Below are 17,874 nucleotides of genomic sequence, written 5' to 3' on the forward strand. Positions count from 1 at the left end.
GATGCCAGGATTGCCGTGCTGGATATCCTGGAGGATAGATACGGGAATGGGGCTACAATCATTACTTCACAGCTTCCGGTGGATACATGGTATGCTTTTATTGATGAACCAACATTGGCCGACGCAATTATGGACAGGCTGTCAGCTTCTGCGCACAGAATAGCCCTTACGGGAAAATCTTTACGAAATAAAAAAAATCATTAAGTTTGAAAAATACCACTCTTGTTTAGTGGGTATAATGCATAGTTAGTGTATTTTATGCCGCTCAAAGAAGTGGTGTACTTTGCCGTGGAACACTGGTGTACTTTGTTCGGAATATCCAATTGTGACGCTTGGTAGTGTTTTAGCTTCCACTGGAATGTATTTTGGTTTTACAGAGAATAAAGGGAAAAGGTACATCAATTTCGTATGGATGGCACCCAGCGGACAAAATGGTGCTTTCAACAATGGTAACATAAGAGATTTAAGTTTGCTAATGAAAATGGATATAGATACCATACTTAAGTTTAAGGCAGATACATCTTTATCAAAAATTGGTAATGTTACAAATTCCAGTATAATAAATATAAGTGCTCCTATTACGGATCGAGAAATCTCTTATTTTTCGTTACACGAAATCAGTTTGTTACGTGTCGGTATAAAGGATGATGTAGGCGTAGATTTACAGTCAACCTTATTTACTAGCAAAAATAAAAAGCAAATACTGAAGGCAGCAAAATTCATATTGGAAAAATAGGTGCGATCTGAATTTTTGAATCCATTATCAGTCAGCATATTGATAATTCAGGATTTATCTCTATAATAGGTCATAAATTTTCTATTTACTGCAACTTTATATTTGATTTGCTTTGGAGATAATTTCTTCCTTTTCTTCATTACATCGCTGTAGAATTCATATTCCCATGCAGTGATCTTACCTGTCTCATTGAACATATCCAATGCTACACCTGTAATATTGCTCTCAATATCATGCTTTAATTTATTCAGGCTGATGAATACAGCCTCACCTTCATCCATATCCATAAATTTCTTAACGCAGCAATTTCCTACTTCAGTTTCATTGTCATTTATAAAATTAGTGATGATACATACATTGATAATACTCTTTTTTCCGCACAAACAAGCACTTTCAGGACGTTGGAATGCATGAGTGAATATCCACTCCCTTTTGGCACCTTCCCAAGTGCTCGATTCCGATAAGGCGATAATTTCTGATGTTAGTGTAAATGCGTTGTTCATAAATTTCTTGTTCTTTAGTATAAATATTATGTTATCTATTACTATAGATAAAAAAGTCAGATTTCATCTTGATGAAGGGATGGACAGTTTTCCACCCTCTAATTTGTATATCTACCTTACTTATCCCTTAACACATTACTAATGTATATCAGGATCAGAAAAAATCAAGTCCTGGCTTAAAATTTATGCTGATAATAATATCATCGTTTCATTCCCACTTTTATATTTGATAAAATCATATTTACGCCCATTGAAAAGCAGGTCTGCATCATTATATGGAGCTGACATCGACTGATTCCGTAAACGATAATTATCTACATCATCCTTTACTGTAGACTCTATAACTGTATAATTACCGAAATGATACTGCTGGTCACCTATGTACCAGGTTAATGTGTCTAATTCTTTTATATATTCCTCTGTTAGAATCGGTTGTTGTTTATTTATCATAATTGTTTTTTCTTTTATTTTTTTTATTGCTGGTGCTGGTTTAAGCAGACTATTTAAATCCGCAACGAATGATTTAAATTCAGGCCAATATTTTTCTACCGTTTTGCTACTGATGCTATAATTATTATAAATTTTTGCCTGGGTGATCTTTCCATGCTGGACAAGATCCCAGGATTCTATAATTGAATTAAGTTTATCTTTAGAATCTGTAGTTTTCTTTTTTGCATTTTCATTGCGGCACACTTCCAGCTTGTCTTCACGAGACAATCCAGCCTCTTTATTAAATATTATCTTACGATCAGTAACGATAGGCTGTAACCTGTTTTCATTCCTTTGTTGAATAACTGATTTTACTATACCATCCAAAACCTTAAATTCGAGTGGCTCCAGGCATACCAGCTTATTGACATTCCTCATAATATTTAAAGCAGTTCCATGCGGTAACCACTGATTTAAATAAACAAGATTGGTACAATATGAAATCAGGGACATTTTTCTACCATCTGAGATCTTATGAATTGGAATGAAACATTCAATAACCTTATATGGATTAATCCAATTGACTTGATAATTACCTTCAATCTGGAAATCATGCTTATTGGTATATTTAATTCCTTTATCTTTTTCCCCCCACTCTATTGTATATGTTTCTTTTCTTTCTTCTTCGATAGACAGGGGGGAATTTTCATTGATGAAAGGTTCAATAGCATCAAAAATGAATGAATCAGGATTGTATATTACATTTGGATCATAAGACAATACAGAATACTGAGTAGGTTTTTTTGCACCTTTATCAAAGAATTCAATTAATCCCAAATCGTTACATATAGATAAGTATGTGGTTGAAAAGTTGTTTAAGGTTAAACCCTCCACCTGCACTAATAGAGTGTATCCCTGACCACCAAAAGATTTGGCTGCCATGAGTATTTTAGTGAGGTCTAATGAATCGAAATCAAACGTTGGAACATCTATGTCAATCATCATGATACCTGTATTAGAAGTAATTGTTTTATTCGTTTTAATTCTATTAAAAAGGAAATTATAGGTTACGCATGGCATCGCTTCTTTGATGTCATCATATTCTTTGTCCCCTTTATCGTATTGCCTGGCTGCCAGTATTTGTACAGTATAGTCAGATTGTCTAATTAATTCAATCCATGCAGGAAGTGATATTGTGTTTTTTACTCTTTTGAACTTAAGGCACTCATAAGTGTTAATTTGTAGCATTTAATTTATTCATTTCAATTTCTCTTAATAATCGTAGGGGGCTTTAAGAGAGGGTGGGAGTTGCTTCCCACCCTTTTGAAACAATTAATGCTTATCACTAAGATTGATATGTATAACCTGAGTTACATATATAAATAGTCTTCAATTTCATATTTGATAACTTTTTAATAAAATATATTTTCTTCCTGTTATGTATACTAAAATAACTTATAATGATTTTTTTTCAAGGTTATAATGTAAATAGTTGAATATTTATTCCCCCCACTCTATCATAAAAAGAAAGAGAAAACATATACAACAGACAGGGGGGAATTTTGCTATATTGCATAAACCAGAATACTGAACCATGAGATCGGATTATAAAAAAATCGAAGAAGTAGCTGAAAATTTTCAGCATTATCTTACTTATACAGGTAATGAATCATCAGTAGCGGTGTACCTTAATGGTAAAAGACTTTTTTTAAACATAGATTACTCAATCACTGAAAGAATGGTAACGCTGAACGTTCCAGTCAAACCAGGTGATCTTTTCATATTATCTCATAGCTAATATCTAACTAATATGGAAAGAACATCTGAAGAAATAATGATTGCGGAAATTAACCAATACCTGTTGTCTAAAACAGAAAACACATACCGCCATACAAGTGGTAAGTCGGTATTCAAGACCGCTGGTAGAGAATATACTAGGTATCAATATGAAGTGGCTAACCACACTAATCGTGGCATAATTGACCTATTAGTTAGCATAGTTAAAAGTGATGAACCGAATCTAAGGATTTCTGGGTTTAAAATAGTTATAAGTCCTGAGCAGGTGTTTAACAACGAGTTCTACAATCTCAACCGTGATAGCGTAGATAAGGATATCCAAGTATTAGAGACTTATATTAACACCAAGCGATGATCCATAGTTATAAGAGTAATGGCACTAGTATCCTATATCTGTGCTATAGCAAATAACCTATTTATGGTAATTTTGCTATAACCCAACTCAATCTTGCTGTATGCATTTTGAGAAATAGCTAGTCTTTTAGCTAGGTAAATTTGAGTATAATTTTTGTGCTCCCTTATTTTTTTGATATTAAATGCAACATTTTTTGCGTTTAATTCTGTGTGGTTTTGCATGAGTGTAGATTTAGATATACTCAAAACATCATTCAAGAGAATTAAATGCCATAGAATTGTCATTATTAAAATGAATTTCCATTTGACCTCCTTTCACTTATCTAATAAGAAAATTGCATCTTTTTTCTAACTTCTGGAAATCACTCTCCAAAAATCAACCTTTAAAATATCATTATCGCAGATTATTATTCCCTAATCTGTAAATAAATCCTTATTTCAACATCCCGCTTTGACTTATAAATAAATGTTAACCTATAATATCAAGTATATCTTTTTATGATATTCTAGGAGATTAACAAATTTGTATTAGGCTAATTTTGCTTTTATATTTGCATTACAATAATTCAAACAATATAATAAATAATAATATGGAAATTAAAATGAAAAATAAACTTTTAACAGCTATCAGTACAGCCCTGATTACAAACCTTGATTATCACCTTAAATTTGACCTTGTCATAGGGGGAATGGCATCCCTTGAACTAGAAAAAACTACCAATCCACAAGAGGGTAATCACTTGATTATTTTCGATCTGGAAAATGAAAGCTCATTAGAATATATAGTTGCACTACCTAGAGAATCTGACTCATTTCAACAAGAAATCAGGAAAATGTTAATTGAAACGAATGTAAATGATCAAATAACAAAAGTACTTAACACCTTCGATTTGAATTAATATGATAGATAAAAAGAAACTCCAAAATTTATACGACTATTTTCAATCTCCTGCTATGGTGGAATTCACAAAGGATAATAATTTAGTGCTAACCCATGATCGGAAAGATCAATTTACATCTATTTATACATTACAGAATATTTTTATAGAAATTGATATTACACCATTACCCGAATATGGTATAACCGTTGTTGTCCTATGCAAATCTATAGAAGCCAAAAAATCCAATCTAGCACATATCTTAAAGAAAAGGTTGGAAGAGCTATACACGTTATTTAGAGCATCAATTATCCTTGACAATGAATAAACGCATACAAACCTGGTCAACAATTAAAGATGGCAAAAGAGTGCCCTATACTGGCAAAGTAAAATCATTCAATGAATACCAAGCTGAAGTAAGGACAGAAAAACTGCTGCAAAAGGCATTTACAGACCACCTTTTGCAGCAACTAGCCGAAGCAAGGCAAATACCTTTGAAAGAAGATAAAGCTGTGATAGAGGCTTTAAATGAGTTGAAGGAAATGGTAGTTCCGCTTACTGACAATATAGAATTTATTAAAAATAAGTATACTAAACCAGTACATAAACCATCAAAAAAGACTATCAGTAAAGCTGAAAAACAGGCAGCAATTATAAACAAAATAGTTACTAGGGGTAAGAAGCTGGATTAAAACCGCTTCTTATCCCCTAACTTGATGACATCTCTTTTTCGCTTACCGATGTAAGCGTTGATTTGGGCAGGGTCTTCGTGCCTGGCAATAAGTGACAATTGATCAGGTGACATATTATCAAGACTATTATAATTTCCAGTATGCTTTAATGCATACATTTTTAGCTTTTTTGATAATTCATATTTCGTCCTAAACGCATCCCACCTGAGAGTTAAAAAACTATCAGACATTCGTTTTAGGCTTGGTCTGCCATGACCACCAAACAGATAATTTTCATCTGCATCCCTTTCCCCGATATATCCAGTAATTAAATCCAAATGTTCTGTTTCTAATTGAAACTTCGCTGACAAGCCATTTTTGGTAGCATTTACTAGGACACCATTTTCCAACGTTTTTTCAGGAAGCGATAAAATGCCTGTTTTAAAATCAATCCATCCAAGTTGAATTCGAAGTTGCTCCACTTCTCTTATACTAAAGTCAAAAAGCAATTTGCTGGCAATATATAGATCAGCAAATTTCTGGTCTGAGCTTAGAAGAGATTGAATTTTTGATAATGTCGTATCATCAAATTCCTCATATCTGGTTTTCAGCTTCTTAGTGCTATATCTAAATGCCTTATGCACTGGATTATAAACTATGACTCTTTCCTGAATTAGAAAATCATAAAAATAAGTCAGACGTGATTGATAACTGTTGTATGTGAAGGGAGATAACTTACGTTTTTTCTCTATGTGCCGCATAAATGCGGTAATATCATTCACTGTAAATGATCCTGGCTTCTCATGCAAATGATTATTTTTTTTCAAATAAGCTTTATAGTAATCGAAAACATAACCAGTTGTATCTAGCTCTGCTTTTTTGATTTTTCCATTTTCAACATCAGTTTCTCTGTGCTGAAGCCAAGATTTGATGCAATCGGATATATTGCTATTTGGATTCAACTTAACATATTCTGGGTAAGAATTTGTGATAAAATTGTAGCCACCTTGGATCATAATTATAAGGGAATCTATCAAATCATTGGCTTGTTTAGTGTAAACATTCTCTTTCGCATACCTATCTATTCCAGTACTTTTCTTGATTTGTTTATTTTTTCCTGTCTCCTGATTAAAAAAATTAAAATGCACCTCTATCTTGTTGTTTTCGTTTACATTAGTGGGTCTATAGAGTTTAAACACATATTCGTTCCAAATCTTTAAAATTTTAGCCTTTCTCATAAAATTATCCCCTGTTTTATCCCCTATGGTTTTACAAACATACATAATACGATTTAAATTACTAAATAAGCTCATTTTTCAAATGTGTATAACTTTAAACTGTTTAAACCTTGTTTTTGGTTTTTTAGGCAAAATATGCCCTAAACTTGTTATTCAGGGGCATTTTACTAAATTTGGATAAACCAAAATATAAGAATTATGTACCAACTTACTGTAGCTCCTGATCAGGTCAATGAAATTTTAAGTCAGCACGTTTTAGCTGACGGATTTGATTTGACCTACGATATGGGACAAAGCCAGGGAGCATACATTTACGACTCAAAGTACAAGCGGACATTACTGGATTTCTTTACTTGTTTCGCATCTGTTCCCCTTGGATATAATCATCCGAAAATGGTTAATGATGCTGTTTTTACACAAAATCTGTTGCAGGCTGCAATGGCAAACCCTTCAAATTCTGATGTGTATACGCAGCAGTATGCAGAATTTGTAAAAACTTTTGGTGCGATTGGCATTCCTTCTTATCTTCCTCATGCTTTTTTTATTGCAGGTGGCGGGTTAGCTATTGAAAATGCGATTAAGGTTGCAATGGACTGGAAGGTTCAGAAAAACTTTGCCAAGGGTCATAAAGAAGAAAAAGGATTTAAAGTACTCCATTTCGAAAAGGCCTTCCATGGCAGAACTGGTTATACTTTAAGTTTAACAAATACGTCACCGGACAAAACTAAATGGTTCGCCAAGTTTGACTGGCCAAGGGTTTCTATTCCTACGGTAAAGTTCCCGCTGGAACATGATAATTTAGCAACAGCAATCAGCACGGAAGAGCTTTCTATTGCGCAGGTGAAACAGGCTTTTGCTGATTATAAGGATGATATTTGCGCAATTATTATTGAGCCAATCCAGTCTGAGGGTGGTGATAATCATTTACGTGAAGAGTTTTTAATCCAGCTCCGCAGCATTGCTGATGAGAATGATGCTTTCCTGATTTATGATGAGGTACAAACGGGCGTTGGTTTAACAGGCAAGTTCTGGTGCCATCAGCATTATAGTGAAAAGGCACGTCCTGATATTCTTGCTTTTGGTAAGAAAATGCAGGTTTGCGGAATATTAGTCGGAGATAAGGTGGATCAGATAGAAAACAATGTTTTCCGCGTCCCTTCAAGGATTAATTCTACGTGGGGTGGAAATCTGGTTGACATGGTAAGAGCAACAAAGATTCTTCAGATTATTGAGGAGGATCAGTTGTGTGAGCATGCGGCCGTTGTTGGCGGGTATTTGAAGGAGAATCTGGAAGGGTTAGCGCAGAGGTATGATAAGATCAGTAATGTAAGGGGCAAGGGCCTGCTTTGTGCTTTTGATTTCCCGAATGGCGATATGCGTAATGCGTTTATTCAAAAGGGCCTGGAGCATAATGTAATGTTCCTGGGCTGTGGTGCACAAACGGTTCGTTTCCGCCCTGCACTGATTATGGAGAAAAGCCATATTGATCTGGGTTTAGAGGTTATGGAGAAAGTGTTAGCTGGTTTATAAGATAGAATGCGAAATAGAAAGATTAATATTTTCCTGGGGGTACTGGTAGTGGTTTTAGTGGGATGGATGTTGAAGGGTACGTTTTTTCAACCTGGTGCGGGCGATCTTAAGGCTGGTTTCAAGGAGGTTGCTCAGTATAGAAATGAGAACAATACGGGCCCGGTTCAATATGTGTTCGCGGTAACGGTGAAGGATACGATCTGGTCGGAAATGGAAACTTATGGAAATTATAAGCCGCATCATAAGGGTGGAAATACAAAGGTTTATTATTTTCTGGAAGGAAGTAAGGTGCCGACGGAGTTAGGGGCTGGAAAGGTGAATTTTGATAGTTCGTTTGATGGGAGTTGTGTGGGGTTGTATGAGAAAAGCGCCATGGGGAACACGAGTATTACCAAACGGCCATTTAACTAGTTTTTCTTCTAAGATAGAAACAAAAAAACCAGTAAGCTATTTGCAGACGGATTTAACCGCGAAAAGCGATTAAACATGTCTGCAAATAGCTTACTGGTTTTTTTGTTTTCCACAGGGTTTCTCCTTACTTGGAAAATGTTGTTAAATGGATGGATTTGGGTTGTTTCGTGTTTGGTTGAGAAGAAAGAAAGAAAGAAATAGAAGGAGCTTAGAGAAGAAACTATAAGAAAGATTTTTGATGAACCTATGGGTCCATGGGTTCATCAAAATCTATTTGTAAGGATTTGGTGTTTGGGTAAAATTCAAGTTCGTTGTCTGATAACCGTTTGCCTGCTTTGTAGGGTTCGTACCCGAGTTCCTGGATGCAGCGCTGAGGCATAATATCACTGATATACATGCTTTGCGATTTAGTAGTTACGACAAGGGCGGGCTGTTCCATTGGGATGTGGTAACGGTAAATTAACCTGGAGGCGTTACGCAGGTTGGTTGTAGTATGCCTGGCGTGTGGTTCCATCAGAATAGCATTTTCAGGGATGTGTAAGGTTTGCATAAGAAATTTCTTCATTTCGCAGGCTTCGCTATATTTTGTTTTATAGGGGTGCACCCTCCCACCGGAAACCATGATGTATGGTGCTGCTTTTTTTTCGTATTGTTCTGCTGCGAGGCGGCAACGGAGCATCCCTCCTGCGCTGAGTTCTGTGTCGTGTTCTTCGGGGCCTTCTCCGGGCACAAGGATTAGGGTGTAGGGATAGGCTTTGAAATTTGTGTTTTTAATGGAGGTAAGGGCGGCTTTGTTTACGGTGCTGATCATGGGCTCGTAATCGGCTGCGTCATTTCTTTCATTGATTTCCAGCGCTGTCAGGGCAAATTGCAGGGAGGGTTCAAAGTATAGGGTGTTTTTTTTGGTCAGGCTTAGTTTTGCATTGGTGTTGACGAGCTCTGGATAGTTTTTGTCTTTAAGGTCAAAGCTGATGGAGTCTATGTTTGGGTAATTAGGCTTTTGACCGTTGACGTAGACGTTGATGGTATGGTTTATGGCGTTAGCGTCTTGTTCCCAGGCTTTGGTTAGCATTTCTACGGGTTTCAGGTTTTCATAGCTATTGTAACAGCCGGATGGGATGAGGTCATGGCTGATCAGAAGTGCGAGTGGATTGCCTGGTTTAAAGAGGGCTTGCAGACGGTTACTTACTGCAGCTATTTCTTCGGGACTGAATTTGATTGTTTGAGTGAGACAGGGGATGTCGCTGCCGCAGTTTTTTAGTGCGGCGCTGATGTTGGTGGTTTTGTTTTTTAGGAGATTGCTGAATATGGGGTCTTTTTGGATCAGGTTTTTTACCGCCGGATCTTTTTGTAAGAGGGTGAGCAGGTAGTAGTTTTTATATTGGACCGGGTTAGCTGTGTTTTGAAGGATGTATTGGTTGGATGGCCCATGATTTTGAGTTTGGGCAATGGCTGTTATTGTGATGAGCCAACCGCAAAATAGCAGGAAAGAAGCTTTCATAGTTTTTTTAGTAAAGTTGTTAAAATCGTAGCAGTTATTGTAGTAACTGCTACGATTTTTGTTTTTCTAATAACCGGAGTTCTGCCAGCCGTCTTTTTTGTTGATGTTGTCAATTTCTACTTGTGGTACTGGATAAAGACTTCTGAAGGTTGGAATACCAGGGAAGATTGTGGCCATTTGATTGGTTCTCACAATGTCAAACCAGCGGTCTGCTTCCAGAGCCAGTTCTAGTCTTCTTTCCAGGTACAGGGCTGTTCTGAAGTCGTTTTGTGTGGTGAGCATTGCAGGGGTTTTCTGGGTAATGCCTGCATTGGTACGTACGGCGTTCAGGGCTTTGAATGCGTCTGGGTTTCCGTAAGCGGCTTCGTTCAGGGCTTCTGCGTACATCAACAGGACTTCAGCACAACGGAGTACTGGGAAGTCACTACTGGTTTCATTGTTCACCTGAGGGGTATTAAATTTCCCCGGACGGCCGCCGGTGCCGGTTACAGCAAGGAGCGCTTTACGGTTATCACCGGCTTCAAAGAGGCTTTGTGGCAGGTTAATGATGTTGGTGTTGTTGTTATTTCTGTAGCGGTTGTCTTGGTTTACAAACTCTTTAACGCCTCCTGAAAGGTACTGAACGGCAAAGATGATGTCTTTACTGGTTTTTAATGTGTTAGGAAAGGTAGTGGTTTGTGGTACGGTCGCTAAAGTGGTCCCGGCATAAATGGCAGCGACTACGGGTTGCAGGGTTGAGGCTGCCAGCGTGTAATTCTTTTGATAGAGATAGACTTTACCTAAAAGGGCCGAGGCAGCGTAATTGGTTGCTCTTCCTCTTTGAGCATCAGCCCATGTGGCAGGAAGTTTTGCTGCTGCATCAGTCAGATCACCTATAATTTGCTGGTAAATTTGTGCGGGTGTGGAACGGCTGTTTTCACGGGCTTCTTCGGTTTTTTGAACTTTAGTAACCAATGGGACATTTCCCCAGAGTCTGGTGAGGTTGAAGTAGCTTAGGGCACGGATAAATTTAGCTTGTGCGATGATCTGGTTTTTTGTAGTTTCATTCATGGCGATGGCGGGTGCTCTGTCCAGAATAATATTACAGCGGTAGATAGCTTTGTAGTGTCCTTGCCAGCTGCCGGACAGGATATTGTTGGCCGAGGTTTCCGCAAATACTTCAATTTGATTCCGGACACCTGCTCCTGAACCGGGATCATTGTCTGTAACATTATCTCCCCGGATTTCGCCAAGGGTCAATAGGTTATTTCCGTAAAGGCTATCTGTTTGTAAAGCATCGTAGCAACTGATCAGGCCTCCCTGAAGTCCTTTTTCATCTACGTAAAAGGTGTTTTCTGTGTAGGAATCCAGTGGCTTTAAATCCAGGAATTTCTTGCAGGAAGTGGCTGTCAGCATTAAACCACCAATAAGAATGTATATATAATTTTTCATGGTTCTGATTTTATAAAGTGATGTTGATACCTAAGGATATTGTTTTTGAGGTTGGATAAACGCCGTAGTCTTCGCCGTTTGTGGTAGCGTCAGGGCGGTTGGTTACCTCTGGATTGTATCCTGAGTACTTCGTGAAAGTAAAAGGGTTTTGTACCGAGAGATATACTCTGAGTTTGGTTAGGGTCATCTTCTTCACCAGGTCAGCAGGGAAAGTATAGCCTAAGGCGATGTTACGGATTCTTAAGTAGGACCCATCTTCTACATGCCAGGTAGAGGTTGTACCGTTACTGCCTTTTGCGGCACGGTTAGCGCGTACGTCCTGACCGCTTCCAGGGTTGCTTTCTGACATCCAGCGGTCCAGAGAGCTGACCATATTGTTCATGTTCCCTTCTTTGTTCGCAAAATATCTGCGGGAAAGATTCAGGATTTTATTGCCATAAACCCCTTGCATAGAGATATTCAGGTCCACGCCTTTATATTCTGCTGAGGTTGCGAAGCCGTAAGTGAATTTAGGCAGGTAATTTCCAACAATCTCTCTGTCTTTTGTTAAGTCAATTACACCATCGCCATCCACGTCTTTAAATTTAAAATCACCAGGTTTTGAGGTATTCAGGTCATAGTTTCCTTGTGTGTCTGTGTAATGAGGGTAAGCGTTAACTTCTGCCTGGTTTTTGAATACACCCAAAACCACTGGCAGGTAATAAGAACCAATAGGCTCACCAACCCTGGTAATGAAATAGGCATTCGCAACAGATCCAGTCTTGATAATGTCTGCATTACCAGGGCCGAGTTCTACAACTTTATTGATGTTCTTCGAGAAATTCGCGTTTGCTGTCCACCTCACGCCGCCAAATTGCTGTTGTGTACCTAAATTAATATCAATTCCCTTGTTGTTGACCTTACCGATATTCTTAAGCTCAGTAGAAAAACCTGTAGAGATAGGGACTGGTACATTCAGGAGTAAGTTATTGGTATTACTGTTATAAACGTCAACGGATAAGGTCAGCTTGTTTTTGAAAAAAGAAGCATCAAACCCAAGATTCAACTGGGCCGTTTTTTCCCATTTCAAGTCATCGTTAGGTTGCGCAAATGGTGCAGCACCGTTAACAACCGATGGCGTTGCGCCCCCGAATACATAACCGTAATTGGTCATGGCTCCTTGTGAGCCATAATTCGGGATATTAAAGTTACCGGTCAACCCGTAACTTGCCCTTAATTTTAAGTCAGAAATTGCTTCTGAGTTTTTCAGGAAGTCTTCTTCTGATAACCTCCAGCCAAGGGATGCTGATGGGAAATAGCCCCATTTATTGTTCTTTCCGAATTTGGATGATCCGTCTGCTCTTACTGAACCGGTAAACAGGTATTTCCCTTTATAACTATACTGCAATCTTGCAATGCCGGAAGCTAAAGCCCATTGGGTACGGGTAGAAGTTCCATTAGTCACCAGACCTGCGCTGAGGTATTCTACCTGATCGCTGATAAAACCTTTGGAAGCAAAAGCGTAATTTCCACTTAAGTCATCTTTCTGGTTAGACCAGCCCAATAAAGCATTGAGGCTGTGATCGCCAATTGTTTTGGAATAGTTTAAGGTGTGTTCTAATAACCAGTTGGTTTCTTTAATCGTTCTGGATGAACCTGTAGCCTCAGATAGCGGATTTCCAGCGGTATTGGATTGAGGAAGTGTAGAAGGTCTGAAGGTATCTTCTGAGCTGTTGAAAATATCAGCCCCCAGCTGAAGTTTATATTTCAGGTCTTTGAATATTTCGGCTTCTATAAATGCACTTCCTGTCATTCGGTGTGAGCTTACGTCATCCTTTTGCAGATTCGCCAAAGCAACGGGGTTCCAGGCTTGTGTTTCACCGTTACCGCTTGCAACCGTATTGTTAGGCAAAGTGGTTATAGTGCCGGGACTCCAGGAGTTTTGTGCGAAACTATAAGTTCCATCTGTATTATATACGGGGAAAATAGGGGAATAATGTAAAGCCGATGCAACGATTCCGCCGCCATTAGAATTGTAAGCGCCATTTGCATTTACCCTTTTCTCGTTGATGACAGATGGATTGAAGTTAACGCCATATCTTACTTTGCCTTTTTTTCCTTCGAGGTTTAATCTACCGCTATAGCGCTTGAAACCGCTGTTGATAATGATACCGTCCTGATTAAAATATTCCAGAGAGGCATAATATTTAAGGAGTTCACTCCCGCCGGCAGCAGAGATAGAGTGATTTTGTATGGGTGCTACTCTAAAGATTTCATCCTGCCAGTCGGTATTGGTTAAACCTTGCTGGCCTTGAAGATAAGGTAGAATTTCTTGTGGGATTACTGTATTGGTATTGTTCGAAGTATTAAATAAGCGGATACCATTGCTGTCATTGATATTGTAATTTACAGCAGGTGAACCTAAAGCATTGTTTTTTCTGTTGATAGCGTCCATCGCATCCGTATAGGAGTTGTTTCTTGAATCGAGCACCATTTGAGAATATTGATACGCATCCATCATTTTGATTTTGTGCGACAGGGTTTGCCAGCCGGTATAACTGTTTACGTTAATTGTGGATACGCCGTTCTTACCTTGTTTGGTTGTAATCAAAACGACACCGTTAGAGCCTCTTGAACCATAAATGGCGGCCGAGGATGCGTCTTTCAGCACTTCAATAGAAGCAATGTCATTGGTGTTTAAAGTATTGATATTATCATTAGAAATAGGTACGCCGTCAATAACATACAAAGGGCCCGACCCCGCAGTGATGGTTCCCACTCCCCTGACTTTAATGGATAAGGGTCCTCCTGGTGTACCAGATCCCTGTGAAACCTGAACGCCCGCCATTTTACCGACCATAGCTTCTGCAGCATTACTGATAGGCTGATTTTCGATGTCAGCGGCTTTAATACTGGCGATTGAAGTGGTGACATCCTTGGCCTTCTGAGTTCCATAACCAACAATCACCACATCAGACAAGGCTTTGGAATCAGGGTTCAGCTGAATCAGCAGCGTGGCCTGCTCCCCTGCTTTAAGCAGATAATTACTGATTGTTTTTGTCGCATAACCGATGTAAGAAGCACTGATGGTGTAGGGTACGTTCGCCGACAGCCCGCTGATCTGGAACTTACCGTCTTTATTCACCATGATACCTTTCTTATCATTGGTTTTCATATTCTGTAAAAGTATGGTGGCTCCAATCAAGGGCTCCCCCATTTCATCTTTTACAATCCCGGTAATCTCAGAGGTCTGAGCCCAGGCTTTTACCGAAACTGCAAGCAGCAGCAGGCAAAAGAACAGATGTTTGGTAAATTTTCTAAGCATAATCTATGGTTTTTGGTGGTTTGTTTTTTGGCAAAAGGCTTCCCTTCACGCTTATTTAGCGGGTTATTTAGGTAAATGATATGGGTTGATTTTTACTTGCTGATCAGGTAACCTTTGATTGTTTTGGTTTGACTTAATTTATTGAGTTCGGTTATTTCTTCCAGTATGGTTGCTATGGGTTGTGATAATTTTAAACTGCCTGTAAAGGACATTTCCGATACATCAGCCGGGTTATAAATAATTTTTACCTGGTAGTGCTTTTCTAAACTTGCAAAAACATCGGCTAAAGGAGCCTGTGTAAAGTTTAATACGGCTGGCTTATCTTGTGGTCTGCCCGCAGGTAGTTTAGCATCCGTCAGCTTTACTTTATTCAGTAGAGCGTTATAAACTAATTGATCGCCTGGTTTTAAGATTTCACTAAATGGTTTGATGTGATGGGCAGAGTCAATGTTTTTAACCCATACCTTTCCCGTATGCAGTTGTACTTTAACCAGTTTGTTTTTCTCTAAAGCGGTAATGGTAAAAGAAGTACCTAAAGCAGTGGTAGAAATACCTTTTGCGTAAACGATAAAGGGGTGTTTTTTATCTTTGGTAACCTGGAAAAATCCTTTCCCCTTCAAATAGATTTCCCTTTTATTTTGCATAAAGGGCACGGTATACCTTAATTCTCCACCCGGGTATATTTTCACAGTAGAATTATCTGGTAAGGTTAACAATTGATCTTGTTCTGTATAATTGACTACAGACTTCCAGTTGACAACGTTTTTGAGTTTAGCAGTAAGGTTTTCCTGGTTAGCCAGGTTAGGTTTTGGCTGATTGCGGTTCAAACTTAAAAATCCAATCCCCAGTATAGTCAGCACAACTGCCGCCGCAGCAGTAATTTTAAGCCAGCTTACCCGGTGTACTGGAGTAGTTGTCTGTTCGGTTATGGCCTCAAACATCTGGAGGCTTTCGGCTTCAGAAAGCGCCGCATCCTGAGTTTCATCCCATTCCTCTTTACTGAATGTGTTTGCTGGCAGGTCGTTGATTTCATTCAAATACTTAGCCACCAGAATTTTCTCTTCTGGTGTACAAGTTCCTTTAAAATATTTATTCAGCAGCTCCTCTGACATACTCATAATACTAATACGATTTGATTTAAGAAAAACCCGTAATGCCTGAAAAATAAATTTTAATTCAGCTTACTGTTTTCAGATACCGGTTCTAATTGTCCAAAATTCAGCTATTGAAAAAACCTGATCAGGAAAATAATGGCGGGGATTGAGGAATAACCGTGAAGTTGTTTCATGGCCAATGAGATATGTTTTTCTACCGTTCTGGGTGAGATAGAAAGTTGTTCAGAAATTTCTTTGTAAGAGTAACCCTGAAGCCTGTTTAATACAAAAACCTTTTTGCGTGTGGGCGGCAGAACATTTAAGACCAGATCCAGTTGCTGCCTGGTTTCAAAACTTTGATCCTGCTCAACAGTTTCTTCGGATGCTTTATGATAATATAGTTTCAGGTTACGTTCCTCGTTTGCCTGTTTTCTAAAATAATCCAGTAAGGTTGTTTTTGCGATTTTAAACAACTGAAGGTCCATCGGATGTTCTTCAGATAAAGTATGTTTAAAGTTCCATAGCTTAATAAAAGCCAATTGGGTAAGTTCCTTCGCCTGATCTTCGGAAGCTGTCTTTTTAAAGAAATAAGCGTAGACCTTTTTATGGCATAGTTTAAAAACTACCTCAAAAGATATATGGTCGCCCTTTTTTATATTTTGAATATAGTTTAACATTTTTCCCAAAACTAACTGGTCAATGTTAGCTGTACCTAAATATAGTATTAATTCTATCAGAAAAAACAATTTAACATAGCCAGAAAAGCCGGATAAAAAAAAAGCACTAAACCTTTCAAAGGGCTTAGTGCTTTTTAATGTCAAAAAAGAGCTGATTAAATAGCTCCGTTCTGATGTTCTATTTCAGGAGTTCCGCAAGTTTAGCATGCAGTTCTTCTCCTCTTAAATTAGTGGCAACGATTTTACCCGCCGGATCAACTAAGAAGTTTTGAGGAATGCCTCTTACGCCGTAAAGTTCAGCTACTGCGTTATTCCAGAACTTAAGGTCAGAAACCTGCGTCCATACTAAACCATCTTTTTTAATTGCCGCTACCCAGGCATCTTTTTTACCCGGCTGATCTAAGGATACGCCAAGGATAGTGAACTTTTTGTCTTTGAACTTATTGTAAGCAGCAACCACATTAGGGTTCTCTGCTCTGCATGGCCCGCACCAGGAAGCCCAGAAATCAATCAGGACATATTTACCGCGGAAACTTGATAAGGTAACTGGTTTACCATTTACGTCATTCTGAGTAAAATCAGGTGCCGGTACACCTACTGAAGTTGAACGTGAGGCATCAATAGCTTTTGCGAGTTCAAGACCTGCATCCGAAGTGCGTACTCTTTCAGAAAGCCCTTTAAATGCTGGCTCTATTACAGCCACATCCATAGATTGACCTGCAAGTTCACGTAAGGCTAAAACACTGAAGTAAGAGTCAGGATTACCTTTAATGAAAGTCGCCTGAAGGTTTTTCATTTCTGCTTCTGCTTGTTCGTATTTATCTCCCAATGCTTTTTTAAATGCTTCATCTTTTTGTTTCGCTTCAGGCGCTTCACTGTATTCCTTATTGATAGCCATTAATTTAGCTAAGGGTAAAGCGATATGTTTCATATAAACTGCGTTCTCGTCATTCAATTTTGAACCTGTAACGACACCGCGCGCGATAGAATCTTTAGTAGTCAGGGTAATGTTTGCAGGCTCAAGATAAACCACAGCATTATCTGCTGATCTTGCCAATTTCCTCAAACTTTCACCTTTATGGGCAACAATAACCCTGGCCATAGTTGGCCCGGCTACTTTTCCTTTAAATACGAATGCACCTTGATTAACTACTGCCGAGTCCATTACCACACTTTCTCCGCTTCTATAAGTCAGGTAAGCTTTTGCCGGAGCATTCAGTGTACCAATTTTTCCGTTTAATGTAAAATCCCCTTGCTGTGCGAACACAAAAGCAGGAGTAGTCAGTAATAGTGACAGCACTAATCTCTTCATTTATTCTA

18 protein-coding genes are annotated in these 17,874 nt (G+C 38.5%); 8 read left to right on the forward strand and 10 right to left on the reverse strand.

The genetic code is table 11. The annotated features are described in order from the left end of the window. The coding region (locus LY11_RS22695) for an ATP-binding protein (protein ID WP_170132758.1) at positions 1-204 on the forward strand (204 nt) is incomplete at its 5' end. A gap of 79 nt (positions 205-283) precedes the next feature. Continuing rightward, the gene (locus LY11_RS22700; RefSeq protein WP_146610900.1) at positions 284-736 is read left to right on the forward strand and encodes a hypothetical protein; all 453 of its coding nucleotides are present in this window, start codon (positions 284-286) and stop codon (positions 734-736) included. A gap of 47 nt (positions 737-783) precedes the next feature. Here LY11_RS22700 and LY11_RS22705 read toward each other — a convergent pair whose 3' ends face one another. Continuing rightward, positions 784-1,239 (reverse strand): hypothetical protein, encoded by a 456-nt coding sequence (locus tag LY11_RS22705; RefSeq protein ID WP_111635911.1) that lies wholly within the window; start codon positions 1,237-1,239, stop codon positions 784-786. A gap of 183 nt (positions 1,240-1,422) precedes the next feature. Then, positions 1,423-2,916, reverse strand: a complete 1,494-nt coding sequence (locus tag LY11_RS22710; RefSeq protein WP_111635912.1) for a hypothetical protein — start codon at positions 2,914-2,916, stop codon at positions 1,423-1,425. A 562-nt stretch (positions 2,917-3,478) separates the two neighbouring features. Between LY11_RS22710 and LY11_RS22720 the strand changes: the two genes are divergently transcribed. Next, complete coding sequence (locus LY11_RS22720; protein WP_111635914.1) at positions 3,479-3,820, forward strand: hypothetical protein; 342 nt, start codon at positions 3,479-3,481, stop codon at positions 3,818-3,820. Between the two features lie 32 nt (positions 3,821-3,852). Here the strand turns inward: LY11_RS22720 and LY11_RS22725 are convergent, their stop codons facing one another. After that, positions 3,853-4,104 carry a helix-turn-helix domain-containing protein gene (locus LY11_RS22725; RefSeq protein WP_317048012.1) on the reverse strand — a complete coding sequence of 84 codons (252 nt, stop codon included), beginning with the start codon at positions 4,102-4,104 and terminating at the stop codon, positions 3,853-3,855. A gap of 305 nt (positions 4,105-4,409) precedes the next feature. Here LY11_RS22725 and LY11_RS22730 point away from each other — a divergent pair, with 305 nt between their 5' ends. Genes LY11_RS22730 through LY11_RS22740 form a run of 3 tightly spaced genes read left to right on the forward strand, consistent with a single transcriptional unit; the run spans position 4,410 to position 5,389 of the window. Beyond that, the gene (locus LY11_RS22730; RefSeq protein WP_111635915.1) at positions 4,410-4,718 is read left to right on the forward strand and encodes a hypothetical protein; all 309 of its coding nucleotides are present in this window, start codon (positions 4,410-4,412) and stop codon (positions 4,716-4,718) included. A 1-nt stretch (position 4,719) separates the two neighbouring features. Continuing rightward, positions 4,720-5,025: a hypothetical protein gene (locus LY11_RS22735; protein ID WP_111635916.1), complete on the forward strand. Its 306-nt coding sequence runs from the start codon at positions 4,720-4,722 to the stop codon at positions 5,023-5,025. Then, positions 5,018-5,389 carry a hypothetical protein gene (locus tag LY11_RS22740; RefSeq protein ID WP_111635917.1) on the forward strand — a complete coding sequence of 124 codons (372 nt, stop codon included), beginning with the start codon at positions 5,018-5,020 and terminating at the stop codon, positions 5,387-5,389. The genes LY11_RS22735 and LY11_RS22740 overlap by 8 nt, the downstream gene beginning before the upstream one ends. On the opposite strand, the gene LY11_RS22745 is transcribed toward LY11_RS22740, so the two are convergent. Further along, positions 5,386-6,681 (reverse strand): hypothetical protein, encoded by a 1,296-nt coding sequence (locus LY11_RS22745; protein WP_146610901.1) that lies wholly within the window; start codon positions 6,679-6,681, stop codon positions 5,386-5,388. The genes LY11_RS22740 and LY11_RS22745 overlap by 4 nt on opposite strands. A 123-nt stretch (positions 6,682-6,804) precedes the next feature. On the opposite strand from LY11_RS22745, the gene lat reads away from it, so the two are divergent. Together lat and LY11_RS22755 are read left to right on the forward strand one after the other, a co-directional pair. Continuing rightward, positions 6,805-8,136 (forward strand): L-lysine 6-transaminase, encoded by a 1,332-nt coding sequence (gene lat, locus LY11_RS22750; RefSeq protein ID WP_111635919.1) that lies wholly within the window; start codon positions 6,805-6,807, stop codon positions 8,134-8,136. Positions 8,137-8,142: 6 nt separating this feature from the next. Further along, complete coding sequence (locus LY11_RS22755; RefSeq protein WP_111635920.1) at positions 8,143-8,547, forward strand: hypothetical protein; 405 nt, start codon at positions 8,143-8,145, stop codon at positions 8,545-8,547. Between the two features lie 244 nt (positions 8,548-8,791). On the opposite strand, the gene LY11_RS22760 is transcribed toward LY11_RS22755, so the two are convergent. From LY11_RS22760 to LY11_RS22785, 6 genes are all read right to left on the reverse strand, one after another. Further along, positions 8,792-10,048 (reverse strand): YdcF family protein, encoded by a 1,257-nt coding sequence (locus tag LY11_RS22760; RefSeq protein WP_111635921.1) that lies wholly within the window; start codon positions 10,046-10,048, stop codon positions 8,792-8,794. A gap of 66 nt (positions 10,049-10,114) precedes the next feature. After that, positions 10,115-11,479 (reverse strand): RagB/SusD family nutrient uptake outer membrane protein, encoded by a 1,365-nt coding sequence (locus LY11_RS22765; RefSeq protein WP_111635922.1) that lies wholly within the window; start codon positions 11,477-11,479, stop codon positions 10,115-10,117. A 10-nt stretch (positions 11,480-11,489) separates the two neighbouring features. Further along, positions 11,490-14,783: a SusC/RagA family TonB-linked outer membrane protein gene (locus LY11_RS22770; RefSeq protein ID WP_111635923.1), complete on the reverse strand. Its 3,294-nt coding sequence runs from the start codon at positions 14,781-14,783 to the stop codon at positions 11,490-11,492. A 92-nt stretch (positions 14,784-14,875) separates the two neighbouring features. Continuing rightward, positions 14,876-15,901 carry a FecR family protein gene (locus LY11_RS22775; protein ID WP_111635924.1) on the reverse strand — a complete coding sequence of 342 codons (1,026 nt, stop codon included), beginning with the start codon at positions 15,899-15,901 and terminating at the stop codon, positions 14,876-14,878. A gap of 104 nt (positions 15,902-16,005) precedes the next feature. Continuing rightward, a complete protein-coding gene (locus tag LY11_RS22780) occupies positions 16,006-16,554 on the reverse strand; it encodes an RNA polymerase sigma factor (protein ID WP_146610902.1) in 549 nt (182 codons plus the stop codon). A gap of 178 nt (positions 16,555-16,732) precedes the next feature. Continuing rightward, positions 16,733-17,866: a TlpA disulfide reductase family protein gene (locus LY11_RS22785; protein ID WP_111635926.1), complete on the reverse strand. Its 1,134-nt coding sequence runs from the start codon at positions 17,864-17,866 to the stop codon at positions 16,733-16,735. Positions 17,867-17,874: the final 8 nt, after the last annotated feature.

The organism is Pedobacter cryoconitis (assembly GCF_003259615.1).
Taxonomy (GTDB): Bacteria; Bacteroidota; Bacteroidia; order Sphingobacteriales; family Sphingobacteriaceae; genus Pedobacter; species Pedobacter cryoconitis.